The sequence below is a fragment of the Bradyrhizobium sp. SRS-191 genome, from assembly GCF_024586915.1.
Classification (GTDB): domain Bacteria; phylum Pseudomonadota; class Alphaproteobacteria; order Rhizobiales; family Xanthobacteraceae; genus Bradyrhizobium.
Window position 1 is genome coordinate 19,011 of sequence record NZ_JANBVS010000018.1, and the last position, 12,906, is coordinate 31,916.

8 protein-coding genes and 1 tRNA gene are annotated in these 12,906 nt (G+C 66.1%); 5 read left to right on the forward strand and 4 right to left on the reverse strand.

Going from position 1 to position 12,906, the window contains the following annotated elements; all coding sequences use genetic code 11:
* Positions 1–96: 96 nt before the first annotated feature.
* On the forward strand, positions 97–1,560 hold the full coding sequence (locus NLR35_RS26515) for a trehalose-6-phosphate synthase (RefSeq protein ID WP_257169483.1): 1,464 nt from the start codon (positions 97–99) through the stop codon (positions 1,558–1,560).
* Positions 1,561–1,601: 41 nt separating this feature from the next.
* On the opposite strand, the gene NLR35_RS26520 is transcribed toward NLR35_RS26515, so the two are convergent.
* Positions 1,602–1,961 (reverse strand): hypothetical protein, encoded by a 360-nt coding sequence (locus NLR35_RS26520; RefSeq protein WP_257169484.1) that lies wholly within the window; start codon positions 1,959–1,961, stop codon positions 1,602–1,604.
* Positions 1,962–2,186: 225 nt separating this feature from the next.
* Here NLR35_RS26520 and NLR35_RS26525 point away from each other — a divergent pair.
* A tRNA-Ser gene (locus tag NLR35_RS26525) sits at positions 2,187–2,276 on the forward strand.
* A gap of 177 nt (positions 2,277–2,453) precedes the next feature.
* On the opposite strand, the gene NLR35_RS26530 is transcribed toward NLR35_RS26525, so the two are convergent.
* Together NLR35_RS26530 and NLR35_RS26535 are read right to left on the reverse strand one after the other, a co-directional pair.
* Positions 2,454–3,392, reverse strand: coding sequence for a serine protease (locus NLR35_RS26530; protein WP_257169485.1), 939 nt, complete (start codon positions 3,390–3,392; stop codon positions 2,454–2,456).
* A 158-nt stretch (positions 3,393–3,550) separates the two neighbouring features.
* The gene (locus NLR35_RS26535; protein WP_257169486.1) at positions 3,551–6,406 is read right to left on the reverse strand and encodes a phospholipase D-like domain-containing protein; all 2,856 of its coding nucleotides are present in this window, start codon (positions 6,404–6,406) and stop codon (positions 3,551–3,553) included.
* A 669-nt stretch (positions 6,407–7,075) separates the two neighbouring features.
* Here NLR35_RS26535 and NLR35_RS26540 point away from each other — a divergent pair.
* On the forward strand, positions 7,076–7,849 hold the full coding sequence (locus NLR35_RS26540) for an EAL domain-containing protein (RefSeq protein ID WP_257169487.1): 774 nt from the start codon (positions 7,076–7,078) through the stop codon (positions 7,847–7,849).
* Between the two features lie 9 nt (positions 7,850–7,858).
* Here NLR35_RS26540 and NLR35_RS26545 read toward each other — a convergent pair whose 3' ends face one another.
* A complete protein-coding gene (locus tag NLR35_RS26545) occupies positions 7,859–8,917 on the reverse strand; it encodes an SDR family oxidoreductase (protein WP_257169488.1) in 1,059 nt (352 codons plus the stop codon).
* 233 nt (positions 8,918–9,150) lie between these two features.
* Here NLR35_RS26545 and NLR35_RS26550 point away from each other — a divergent pair, with 233 nt between their 5' ends.
* Together NLR35_RS26550 and NLR35_RS26555 are read left to right on the forward strand one after the other, a co-directional pair.
* Positions 9,151–10,365 (forward strand): MFS transporter, encoded by a 1,215-nt coding sequence (locus tag NLR35_RS26550; RefSeq protein ID WP_257169489.1) that lies wholly within the window; start codon positions 9,151–9,153, stop codon positions 10,363–10,365.
* 822 nt (positions 10,366–11,187) lie between these two features.
* Positions 11,188–12,885 carry a methyl-accepting chemotaxis protein gene (locus tag NLR35_RS26555; protein WP_257169490.1) on the forward strand — a complete coding sequence of 566 codons (1,698 nt, stop codon included), beginning with the start codon at positions 11,188–11,190 and terminating at the stop codon, positions 12,883–12,885.
* Positions 12,886–12,906: the final 21 nt, after the last annotated feature.

Consider the following 12,906-nt stretch of genomic DNA (forward strand, 5'->3'; position numbering starts at 1 on the left):
GCGGTTGCCTGAATTTGGTTTCAATTGGTTGAAAGGGTGGCCCGGAACCATATTGATGAACGGTTGTTAACCGACATGACCAACAGGAGGGGAGCTGTGAACCTCGTCGTGGTTTCGAATCGGGTGGCCCGTGGCAAAGCCAATGAGCCAATGACCGGCGGACTTGCGGCAGCTCTGCTGCCCGTTGTGGAGAATTCAGGGGCAGTCTGGGTAGGTTCCTCCGGCCGTGTGCGCGATGGCGCACAGATGGAACCGATTGCGCAGGTCGAACAGCTGGGCGCCGGCGCGGTGGCGCTGCTGGACCTGCCGGCCGCGCATTATGCCGGCTACTACGAAGGCTTCGCCAATTCTGCGCTGTGGCCCGCGCTGCATTCGCGCAGCGACCTGATCAGCGTGTCGCATGACGACTATCGCTCCTACCGCGAGGTCAACGCATTCGTGGCGCGTGCGCTGCTGCGGTTCCAGAAGCCTGACACGCTGTTCTGGATTCAGGACTATCACTTCCTGTCGCTCGGCGAGGAGCTGCGCACGCTCGGCGTCCGGAGCCCGATCGGCTTCTTCCTGCATACGCCGTGGCCCGCGCGCAGCGTCATCGACAGCGTGCCGAATCACCGCGATCTCGTGACCGCGATGCTCGCCTACGATCTCATCGGCTTCCAGACCGAGGATGACCGCGACAATTTCATCGCGTGCCTGCGCACCGATCTCGGGCTGCAGGTTCGCGACGGTGTCGTCAGGTCGCTGCATGGCCGCACACGGCTCGCGGTGTTTCCGATCGGGATTGATGCCGACAAATTCGCGCAACAGGCGGCGAAGGCTGCTTCGCATCCCGACGTCTCGCGGCTGCGCCGCAGCCTGCACGGCGAGAAGCTCGCGATCGGCGTGGACCGGCTCGATTACTCCAAGGGCCTCGTCAACCGCATCAACGCCTTCGACCGGATGTGGACGATGCATCCGACGCTGCTGCGCGGCGCATCGCTGCTGCAGATCGCAACGCCATCGCGCGAGTCGATCGAGGCCTATGGCAACCTGCAGAGCGAGGTCGCCCGCCTCGTCAGCGAGGTCAATGGCCGCCATGGCGAGGTCGACTGGACGCCGATCCGCTATCTCAACAAGGGCTATGGCCAGGCCGTGCTGGCGGGTCTGTATCGCAGCGCGCAGGTCGGCGTCGTCACGCCGCTGCATGACGGCATGAACCTCGTCGCCAAGGAATATGTCGCGGCGCAGAGCCCGGCCGATCCCGGCGTACTGGTGCTGTCGAAGTTTGCCGGCGCCGCCAACGAGCTCGATGCCGCACTGCTGGTCAATCCGCACGACATCGACGGCATGGCGCGCACCATCGCGATGGCGCTGTCGATGCCGCTCAACGAGCGGCGCATGCGCTATGAGATCATGATGACCAAGCTGCGCCGGCATTCGATACAGCAGTGGTTTGCGGATTTCCTCGAAGGGCTGCAGGAGGGCGACACCCAGGACGCCGCCGAGATCGAACCCCTGCCTGCCGCGCCTGCGGGCTTCCTCGGCAGCCGTTTGATGTCGTCGACCGCCCGCTATCACTGAGCTGCACGGATCGCGGCGGCCGGCCGGCAGTCGCGATCGGCTCAGTGACAGTAGGAGACGCCGTCGAGAACGGCGCAGCGCAGCTTGTTCGGCGAGCTCGGATTGTCCATCGGGACCATGCCGTTGCCCTGGCCGACGAACACGCCGGGGCCGACCACGACCGACGCCTTGTTGCCGATGATCACCGACGGATGCGGCTTCAGGCTGGACTTGGTGCCATCAGGCCACAGGATCGCATCACCCTGCCAGATCCCCTTGCGGCCGTCGTCGCAGGTCACGTCGACGCCTTGCTTGGTGCACTGATCGGCCCGGGCCGCGCCGGCCGCGACGATGCTGAGCACGACGGTCAGGAGCAGAGCGAAGCGGGCACGGGCAGGCAACGAACGAGCAGGCAACGACATGGCAGGGTCCTCAAGAGACGGTCGGTCGGGGCATCACGGCGCAAATCAGTGGTCGTGGCGTGACGGGGTCCGGTTCACCGGGGCCGTGACGGCCTTGCGGACGGCGCTGACCCGGCCCCGGCGGGGCCGGATTGGTGATTTTTATCAGCCATTTGGGGGAAATTTGGCCCGGATGCCTCCGCCCCGCTTGCAAAACGCCCCCGACCCCGCCAAGAGAGGGCCGCCGGAGAGATGGCCGAGTGGCTTAAGGCGCACGCTTGGAAAGCGTGTGTGCGGGAAACCGTACCGTGGGTTCGAATCCCACTCTCTCCGCCAGCTCTGGGTCCTGTTCGCGGTCGTCTGACAGAGTCCGAAGCCGCGCCCGAAGGGCTCATCTGGACATTTTTCGGCCACACTGCGTCAGAGAGCGCCCAAGCTGGTCCGAATCGTCGACACAACATCCTCGGCCCCTGCCACGTCGTCCTGACGCGGGCCGTGCGACGCGATCCGGGCCTATTTGGTCCACGCAAGAATCTGGTCGTAGACTTCGGCCGTGATGCGGACGCCGCGATTGATGAAGTTGCCGGTGGTGTGAATTGCGACGACGTAGCGCTGATTGGCGGTGGAATCGAGCAGGAAGACGGGGCTGCCGCTGTCGCCTCCGGTCGTGTCGATCATGTATTCGAGGAAGCGGTCATCGCGAGGTGCGGTGTCCGGGATGTGCACGCGACCGGCGTTGAACCACAGCGTGCCATAGGGCTTGGTCGCTTCGTGCGGATAGCCCGCGTTGTTGACGATCGCCATGTCGAAAAGCTTCTCTTCGTCCTTGTCGTAGCTGCGCAGACCGAAATAGCCGATCCGCTCGCCGAACGGCGCCCGGTTGACCTCGTGATCGACGTAGATGACGCCGTAGTCGTAGGGCGCCGCGTCTTCGTCCTGCTTCTCGGACTCCCATTTCGCGTGCCATTCGAACTTGTCGGCGACGACATAGCCGTACGGCGCGAGCGTTCCGTTGCGACCGGGGATGACGCGGACCTGCCGTGCGCGCCGCGCCGGCTGGGTCGGTGTCGGCCGCGCATAGAGGCAATGGCCGGCCGTGATCACGGCTCGCTCTCCGGCGAACCATCCCGTGCCGAAGCCGACCTGGCCGGAGGTGTAGGTGATCTCGAGGTGGCAGATGCAGCGCCAGGGCGTCAGCGATGTGTCGGGGATGATCACCCGGTCGTCGACGCCGATCACGTCCTCGGGCTTGCCGGTCGCTCCGTAGGCCGGCAGCGGCGGCGCGGTCCCGACGAGCGCTTGCGGGGCGATGGAGAAGAAGCCGCCGTCCGCGACCGACGCCAGCAGGGTCGGGCCTGACACGCGGGCCGTGTCAAAGCCGGCCGTCATCGGCCGCAACGCGTTGAAGCCCGGCACGCGTTCGATCGAGCTGCCGCCGTTCGTCTCCGTCATCCGGCCGTCGCGCCGCCGTCGCGTCGCGGCAGAAATGACGGCCATGGTGGACGTGACTGGAGGCGACGTGGCTGGAGAAGACGTGACTCCGGCGGGCGTGTCCGCTGTGGCGGCGTCCTTGGGCGGCGTCTTCGTGCTGCGGCTCTTCCTGGCCATCGTCAGCTGCCTTCCCACGCGCCCCATGAGACAGTGCGCAGGCCGAGCGGCACGGCTGCCTCCTCGTCGCTATGCCGGGTTCGCACCGGCTGACCCGGGCCGTGATCCGGTGCCACGCGGTCGGTTGCGACGTTGTTCCAGTCGAATTCGAAGATCTCGGCGAAATATTTGGCGGCTTCCTCGTCCTCGATCAGGAGGCTTGCATCGCGATTGAACTTCGTCCCGGATCCCGTCCAGTTTTGCGACCCGAGCAGCACCTTCTTGCGGTCGACGACGATACCCTTGGTGTGGCATGTGCTGAAGAAGCGCAGCTTGTCCTTGTCGAAGCCGAATTCCACCGCGTTGCGGAAGATGTCACGCTCCTTGCCGAACCCGCTGCGGAAGATGATGCGCACGTCGCGGATGGCCTGCTGCCGGTCCAGCAGGGTTTCGAGCAGCCTCTGATAGTGCGGCGGCATCTCGTCCTTCACGTCGAAGGACTGGTTGATGAACAGCACGCTGTCTCGCGCGCTCTTGATAAGCGGAACGACGACCTCCGGATAGTTGTCGGGCGTCAGCACGGGTTGAACGGTGATCTTCCTCTCGATCACCTTCGGCGCGAACGGCTTGTACGCCCTGACCGCGCGAGGCGCTTCGAGGAAGTAATCTTCCGGAACGACGAGCTCGGGGGCGAGCGCCGCGGCGGCTTCTTGTCCTTCCAAGGCCCGGCAATCGGCGAAGTCCTGCTTGAGATGATTCTGGAACGTCGTCGCCAGCCGCTCGCACTGGACCACGGCGTGCCAATCGCGGTCATAGCTCTTGACGTCCGACCATGTGAGATCGTCGAGAGGATGATCGGCGTCGTCGAACGGCGCTTGATTCGAAGAGGCCCAGTTGCCGCTCGAAAGCCAGAAGCTGCTAGCGGTCTCGTCCTTCCCGAACACCGCCACCTTGATGTGGTAGGACGTCGCGAACAGCCGGCCCGGACCGGACACCGATGCAGGGGTCCAATCGAAATGAGTCTTGGCATCCCGCTTCAGCGTCTTCATGACCTTTTCTTCGGGCCAGTCGTCCTTCTTGTTGCCCGTGCCGATATCGTCCGACTTGCGATCGAGGGTCAAGATCGTGTCGCGGCCGCTCGTCGTCACCGCGTCGCGGACTGCGCTGATGATGTGTGGCGCGGTGAAGTTGTACATCCCGATCGTCATGCGGTCGCCGTCGCCGTTCGCCAGGAATTTCGACAGCTCGCGCCAGCCGGCCTCGGGACTGACATGCAGGACGAGCTTCATGTCGGCGGTGACGGGATCGAGGTTGAATCGCTCATCGTTGAGATCGCGCGCGTAGGCCTGCATCGTCGCGGGCGCCTCGAGGCCCTGACCACGAGCGTCCTCCCCGGCGAGCTTGCCCGCGAGGGTGGGAAGGTCGACCAGTTCGAGCGAGACCGGCACACCGCCCAGCGCTTGCGGCAGCCCGTAATCCGCGGCATTGCGCGACGCCTCGGGGCGGACCTGCACCACGACGCCCTTCTTGTCCGTGAGTTTGCCGCTGGAGTCGAACAAATAGGTGCCGCGCACCCGCACGATGGCCGGGTGCTTGCCCACGAGCTCGCCGACCTGCTTGGCCGCAGCCTCGAGCGACAGCGGCGCGGCATCTGCCTTCGCTTGCGGTGCCGCGTCGCCGGAGGGGCGGCCGCCGATCCGCACTGTAATCTCGAGCGGCAACGTGACTGTCACGCCGCCGCTGCTCTCAACAATCGATGCCTTCATCGGCGAGGCTCCATCAAGATCCGGGCTGGGTCGGTTCGGCAGCGGCGCCTGCGCGTCGCTCGCATGTTCGGAAGGACGGTCCGTTCTCGCGACGATGCGCCAGGGGCGCTCGCGAATGAGCGTTCTCAGAGTCGCGACGGGCACCGCGTGATTGGAGCGGAATGGCGTGCCTTGAAAGTGCAGGCCGACGACATCGCCGGTGGCAAGGTCGATGATGGCCGAGCCCGAGCTGCCCGGCATCGCCGAGCAGTCATGGGTGAGACCTCGCGAATCCCGCCCCATGATCTTGCCAGGCGAACAGCGCTTGGTATCGAAGACATTGCCGAAGATGCGCATCAACGTTTCGACGTCATAGTTGCCGCGGTCTGTGCCCGGATAGCCGATCGTTGCGACCGGAAGCCCGTCTTTCGGATCGCCCGCTGCCAGGGCGAGCGGTCCCGCCAGCAGCCGATCCGCGTCGACGCTGGCTTGGCCCGTCTTCGCCACGCGCAGGAAGGCGACATCGAGCTGGTTCGGCGTCCCGATGTAGATCACCTCCCGAACGTCGAAGCGGCGCGGCGGCGCAGCGCTGCGCTCCCTGCGGAAATCGAGGATCGGCGCCTCGGGCTTGTCGGGCAGGAACGGGAGCTTTCGAAAGTCGATCCCGGAGGCGCTGGCCTCGGCAAACAACACCGCCACATGCGCATTGGTCACGATGATATCGCTGCCGAGCTCGCTGTCGACGAGCCAGCCGGTGCCCGCCCAAGGATAGACTTCGTCGCCGGGCAGATCGATGCGTCCGATGGCGCGAATGGTCTTGTTGATGCGCGCCGCGTTGGCCTCGACGAGCTTCTTCATCTCGGAGGTTTCGGGATCGAGGCCATTCGAGATCAGATCGGGCTGAACGAGATCGTTGCTGATCGGGAAGACCGGCCGGTGCAGGCTGATGATCGCCTCGAGCATCGCGCTCTCGGATCGTCCCGCCCCACCCGGCACCGGTTCGACACCCGGCACGGATTCGACGCCAGCGTGCGCCGGCGCAGCGCTGGCCGCCGATTTGACGGCCTCCAGATCGTGTCCGTCGCGGCTCAGGACGCCGTCGACAAAGTCACGCAGGTCGTTGAGGTCGGGCATGCATGTCATCCTCTGTCAAAAAGGATTTCGGGGCAGGCGCGAGACGATCTGGGAGGCGCGGTCGAGTTCTGCGATGCGGGATGAACAGGCGTCATCCGTCAAAAATCAAAAGGCGTATAAGTAAACGATCGACGGGCTTCTTATCTGCAAAGTATCTGGTCGTTGATCGCGGTTGTCAACACGAGTGGTATGTCAAAAAACCTTCAACCATCGGTGCGTCAGCCGTCGGGCCGCGGTTCTCGCGCGATCATGATCGCCATCGCAGATGGCCTTGGGCTTGCCTCGGATCCCCTCCGGATCCCTTTCGATGCGCCCTGGGGCGCATGTGTGCCGGGGTCATGAGCCTGTCATCTTCGCCGCCGGCGCCCGGCCTATGTGTCCGCCGGCGATACCACCTCGTGACGCGGTTACAATTCAATCCGCCGCGGCGCTGCGTCCAGACGCCCGGCGTTTGAGCATTCGCATGAACGACAAGCTACACGCGAGCCGACAGGGACGGCATCGGTCGTGATGCCATCGCCAATGCGCGGAGCGGCTTCGGAATCCCGGTCGCCTCGGCCGTTCGCAACCATGACCTGGCCGTACAGCCGGTTCCGGCCTCGGGATATCACTCGGCTGATTTGTTAACGTCTCCACCGTAGTTTTCCCGCTTGAACCGGGGAGAACGACATGGCGGGCCCATGCGCGGGATGCGCTGACGGAATCGAGCTGCCGTTTGCGTTCAAGATGGCGTTTCAGCCGATCGTCGATGTCAACGCGAACAGGATCTGGGGCTACGAGGCGCTGGTGCGCGGGCCCAATGGCGAGGGCGCGCACAGCGTCTTGTCGCAGCTCACCGAGGCGCAGCTTTATCGTTTCGACCAGTCGGCCCGCGTGCTGGCGATCGAGACCGCGGGACGCCTGTTCACCGACCACTCCGCGCGCCTGTCGATCAACTTCATGCCCAACGCGGTCTATGAGCCGCGCGCCTGCATCCAGAAATCGCTGGCGGCGGCGAAGCGCGCCGGCTTTCCGTCAGAGAACCTGATGTTCGAGTTCACCGAGAACGAGCGCATGGCGAGCCCCGACCATGTCGAGCGCATCGTCAAGAGCTACAAGGAGCTCGGCTTCTGGACTGCGCTCGACGATTTCGGCGCCGGCTATGCCGGTCTCAATCTGCTGGCGCGGTTGCAGCCGAACCTGATCAAGATCGACATGGAGCTGCTGCGCGACATCGATCGCGATCATGCCAAGCAGGTCATCGTGTCCGGCGTCGCCGCGATGGCGCGCCAGCTCGATATCGCCGTGCTAGCCGAGGGCGTCGAGAGCGCGGCCGAGTTCGCCGTGCTGCGCTCGGCCGGCATCAACCTGTTCCAGGGCTATTACTTCGCCAAGCCCGCGCTGATGGCGCTGCCCGAGGTGCCATGGCTGGCGGAGCCGGCGCGGGATCTGGCGGTCGGCTGATCGCCGTCCTCAGATATCCTTCGCGCTGTCGCCGGCCGTCACCTCATACTCCGCGCCGGTGACCATCGCCGCCGCATCGGAGGCGAGGAACACCGCGGCCGGTGAGATGTCGTCGGGCTGCAGCCAGCCGACCTTGAGCGCGACCGTCGGCGCGCGGGCGTCCCAGGCCTGCTGCGGCGTCGGGTTCGCCGGCGCCTCGCGGCCGGTCTCGCGGATCGCCTCGCTCAGCCGCGCCTCGTAGCGCGTCAGCGCGGTGTCGACGAGGCCGGGGATGACAGCATTGACGGTGATGTTGTGCTGGCCGAGCTCGAGGGCTGCGGATTTCATCAATCCGAGAATGCCCCATTTCGACGCCGAGTAGCTCGATGCGTCCCTGGTGCCGTGCTTGCCCTGCATCGACGACAGCACGATGATGCGGCCGCTCTTGCGCGCCACCATCTTCGGCGCGAAGGCGCGGATGGTGTTGGCGGTGCCGTTGAGGTTGTTGTCGATCACGTCGCGCCAGTCGGCGTCGTCCATCTCCAGCAGCGGCTTCCAGCGCTGGATCGCGGCATCGGCGACCACGATGTCGATCTTGCCATAGGTCTGCTCGACGTGATCGGCGGCGGCGCGCAGGGCGGCGATGTCCCTGATATCGGCCCGGATGCTCTCGCCGCGCCTTCCATAGGCCATGATCTGGCGCACCGTCTCGGCGAGATCCTCCGGCGTCGCGGGCGCCGCATTCGATGCCGTCGAGACCGGTCCCGCGATGTCGAGGGCGACGACGTCGGCGCCGTTCGCCGCCATCTCCACCGCGATCGACCGCCCGATGCCGCGCGCCGCACCGGTGACGACCGCGACCTTTCCAGCCAGGGACGAGCCGCGTCCGGGCCGGATCGGTCCGGCGCTCTTCTCCGGCGGCGGCTCCGGCACCGGCTGGCCGTGCAACTCGCGCGGGCCGGGGTCGGAGCGGCTGTCCCGATTGCCACCAGGGCCGGTCTGCGCGGTCGCCTGGTTGAGCATGGCAAAGGCCGTGGCGGCCGCGGTGCCCTTCAGGAGTCCGCGGCGAAAGATGTTGTAGGCAGGCATCGCGCCGCTCTCGTTGTGACGGTTGCTGTCAACCGCCGACCCGGAGCGCCGTTCCAGGCGAGCCTTGGCTCCCATTTCGCCGCGCGGCCCGTGAGGCGCCGTCCAGCACCCCATCCCCGGCAGGGGGCAATTCCGAAACAGCGGGGCTGGGGCAGTCCGAATGCATTAAAAGCGACGTCGCGCCCCGCCTCGCGCCCGACGCCGCCCTCCCAGCAATGCCCCTCATCCGCCGCATGCCCCCCGTCATCGCCGATCCTTCCATCCTGCGCGTCCTGGTCGTGCTCGCCGTCACCCAGCTGATCGCCTGGGGCACGCTCAGCCTGCCGGCGGTGATCGGCCGGGCGATGGCGGCGGATCTGGAGATGGATCTGACGGCGATCTTCGCCAGCACGACGGTGCTGTACATGTCGATGGGGCTGTGCTCGCCGCTGCTGGCCCGGCCGTTCGTCAAGCAGGGCGGCCGCCGCGTCATGATCGTCGGCACGGTGCTGGCGGCGCCCGGCTATGTGCTGCTGTCGGTCGCGCAGGGGCCGCTGACGTATTATGCCGCTTGGCTGCTGCTCGGCATCGCCGGGAGCGCGACGCTCTCGACCGCCTCTTACATCGTCCTCAACGAGATCGCCGGACGGCGCGCAGGCAGGGCCATCGGCGCGCTGATGCTGGTCACGGGCCTGTCCAGCAGCATCTTCTGGCCGGTGACGTCGGCGCTGTCGGCGCACATCGGCTGGCGCAGCACCTGCCTCGTCTATGCCGGCCTGCTGCTCCTGGTGTCGCTGCCGCTGATCGTGTTCCTTCTGCCGCGCCGGGTTCATGATCATCTGCCGGCTGACGCGGGCGCGGCCGCGGGCGCGCCTGCGGCCACGCCGGCGCGCAGCACCTTCTATCTGCTCGTCGGCGCCTCCGGCCTCAACGCCTTCGTCGCCTTCGGCATGGGCGCCGTGCTGATCGAGCTCTTGAAGGCCGAGGGCCTCTCGCCCGCGGAGGCGATCGCCTTCGGCTCGATGCTGGGCGTGATCCAGATCAGCGCCCGCGCGATCGACTTCCTCGGCGGCGGCCGCTGGGACGGCATCACCACCGCGATCGTCGCCGGCCTGGCGCTGCCGGCCGCGATGCTGCTGCTGATGCTCAGCCATGGCTCGCACGTCGCGATCGCGATGTTCATGCTGGTCTACGGCCTCGGCACCGGTGCGTTGGCCGTTGCGCGCGCGACCATGCCGCTGGTGTTTTACGACAAGGCCGCGTTCGCCAAGGCCGCGGCGCAGATCGGCCTGCCGATGAACCTGCTGTCGGCGGTGTCGGCACCGATCCTGGTGGAACTGCTGACCCGCTACGGCAGCAATGCGCCGCTGGCGCTCAGCCTCGTCTGCTCCTGTGCCGCGGTGGCGATGCTGCTGCTGTTGCGTCAGCGCCGGCCGGAGCAGGTCTCGGCCCCCTCGGAAGCAGCCTGAGTCGCCCGACGGGCAAAGCGCGGCCCCGATGGGCAAGCGCGGAAGCGTGCGATCGGCCTGCGCCGGACGACTAAGTTTGGCAGCGGAGTCAGAGGCATCGGAACAGTCGCCGCGGCCCGCGCAAATTTGTTCTTTCGCTTTATCGGAAATTGTGGTTCACTGTCTCAGTCCCGCCTCATCGACGAGGGGCGCTGCGCATCGTCAGGAGCGTTGAGGTGGGATGCGATGGACGTGCTGGCGCCGACTGACGAGTGGCGCAGGACGGACGGCGAAGTCGCGTGGTCCTGATACCCCGATGCTGGTATCCCCCGCGGCAGTGCGCCTTGAGCGCGCTGTCGCGGCACGGTGGCCAACAAGCCCGGTGCACCGAGGAGAGCGCGTATAAGCCGTAACACCGTTGCGCAGGGAAGGCCGGGTCGCGCTGGCTGAACCTGTGGTTCCTGCCCCGTGCATTCCTTTTCGCACGGGGGCCGCAGGAATCAGCCGAGGCCTGGTCTTCCCTGCGCCCTCGATCAGGTGAGGGCTTCGTTGCACAAAGCTTGGGCGCTCTGCGCGTCGCAAGGCCGAAGACGCGCGTGGGAGCCTGACGTGGGAGCTTGGCCCTGCGAACTCGTCCTGCAGGCAGGTCACAGAAGCATCACATGTTAGTTTCGGACGCGGATGAGTGCAGCGTTGTGGTTGTGCCGGCTTGTTGGCTCTCGCGATTGGATTGTGTCTGCTGCGAAAGACTAATTAGTTCGCCGGCGCGTGGGGTGCACGGATAGCAAACCATTAATGTGAGCTTGGTATCGTGCATACAGTCCTGGCAACGAGAATCAGAAAATGCGACACCTGACTGTCTATCAGCGTCTGGCGGCGATCATCGCCGTGATGTCGATCGCACTGTTCGCCGTCTCCGCCATGCAGATCCTGATGCTGCGTGGAACCGTCATCGAGGAGCGGCAGGCCATGGTCCGCAACCTCGTCGACTCAGCCGTCAAGGTTCTCAGCTATTACGACGCTGCCGCTGCTGCCGGAAAAGTCCCGGCGGATCAGGCGCGTCAGCAGGCCTTCGCCGCGATCGGCGCGATGCGCTGGGGGCCCTATAACGACTATCTCGGCGTCTATGGCACCGGACCGTCGGACGCGGGCGTGACCTATGTCCATGCCAACCCGAAATACATCAACGTCAATCGCTGGGACTACCAGGATTCGACCAAGAAATATCTGATCCAGGACATCGTGCGCGCCGCGCGCGCCGGCGGCGGCTTCGTCGAGTATCAGGTGCCGCGGGCCGGCGGAAAGGAAGAGCTGCCCAAGATGTCCTATGTCGGCGCCTATGGCAGCGGCGACAAGATGCTGGCGATCCAGGCCGGCGCCTATGTCGACGACATCGATGCCGTCGTCCATCAGCGCGCGCTGTGGGCCGGCCTCGGCGCCCTCGCCGGGCTGCTGGTCGCCGCCGTCACAGCCTTCTGGCTCGGACGCAGCGTCGTCGTTCCGCTCGACCAGACCTGCGCCGTCATGGACGAGCTGACCAAGGGCAATCTCGGCTTCGAGGTGCCGTTCACCGATCGCCGCAACGAGATCGGACGCATGGCGCGCAGCCTGCAGATCTTCAAGGACCATCTGGCCGAAAGCGAGCGCATCAGGGCCGAGCAGGAGGAGGCCAAGCAGCAGTCGGCCGAGGAGCGGCGTGCGGTGCTGGCGCGGATCGCCGACGAGTTCGAACGCTCGATCGGCGGCGTGATCCAGACCACGGCGAGCGCGGCCGGCGAGTTGCAGACCTCGGCACAGTCGATGTCGAGCATCGTCTCCGGTACGTCAGATCAGAGCGCGAAGGTGGCCGCAGCCGCCGAGCAGACCGCCAAGAACGTGCAGACGGTGTCGGCCTCGGCCGAGCAGCTGTCGTCGTCGATCCAGGAGATCGCCAAGCAGGTGACGCAGTCGTCCTCGATCGCGCAGAACGCGGTGGAGCAGGCGACCCGGACCGAATCCATGGTCACGCGTCTCGTCCATGCCTCGCAGAAGATCGGCGAGGTGATGGCGCTGATCCAGACGATCGCCGGCCAGACCAACCTGCTGGCGCTCAACGCCACCATCGAATCCGCCCGAGCGGGCGAGGCCGGCAAGGGCTTCGCGGTCGTCGCCAACGAGGTCAAGGCGCTGTCGGCGCAGACCGCCAAGGCGACCGAGGAGATCACCAGCCAGATCGAGGCGATCCGCGACGCGACGACGTCCACCGTGACCGCGATCCGCGACATCGGCACCACGATCGGCCAGATGAACGAGATCACCGAGACCATCGCCGCGGCCGTCGAGGAGCAGGGCGTCGCCACCAAGGAGATCGCGCGCAGCGTCCAGCAGGCGGCGCAGGGCACCCAGGGCGTGATGCAGCACATCGTCGGCGTGCGCGAGGCGTCGGGACAGGTCGGCGCGGCGGCGGCGCAGGTGCTGAGCGCGGCGGCGCAACTCGGCAGCCAGTCGGATCAATTGAAGAACCAGACCGGCCGCTTCCTCGGCAACGTCCGCGCGGCATGATCGCGGGCGGCGGATGGTGAT

Coding starts and splice junctions, on each gene's coding strand:
- NLR35_RS26520 (WP_257169484.1), bottom strand. CDS start 1,961: ATGTCGTTGCCTGCTCGTTCGTTGCCTGCCCGTGCCCGCTTCGCTCTG.
- NLR35_RS26530 (WP_257169485.1), bottom strand. CDS start 3,392: ATGACGGAGACGAACGGCGGCAGCTCGATCGAACGCGTGCCGGGCTTC.
- NLR35_RS26535 (WP_257169486.1), bottom strand. CDS start 6,406: ATGCCCGACCTCAACGACCTGCGTGACTTTGTCGACGGCGTCCTGAGC.
- NLR35_RS26540 (WP_257169487.1), top strand. CDS start 7,076: ATGGCGGGCCCATGCGCGGGATGCGCTGACGGAATCGAGCTGCCGTTT.
- NLR35_RS26545 (WP_257169488.1), bottom strand. CDS start 8,917: ATGCCTGCCTACAACATCTTTCGCCGCGGACTCCTGAAGGGCACCGCG.
- NLR35_RS26550 (WP_257169489.1), top strand. CDS start 9,151: ATGCCCCCCGTCATCGCCGATCCTTCCATCCTGCGCGTCCTGGTCGTG.
- NLR35_RS26555 (WP_257169490.1), top strand. CDS start 11,188: ATGCGACACCTGACTGTCTATCAGCGTCTGGCGGCGATCATCGCCGTG.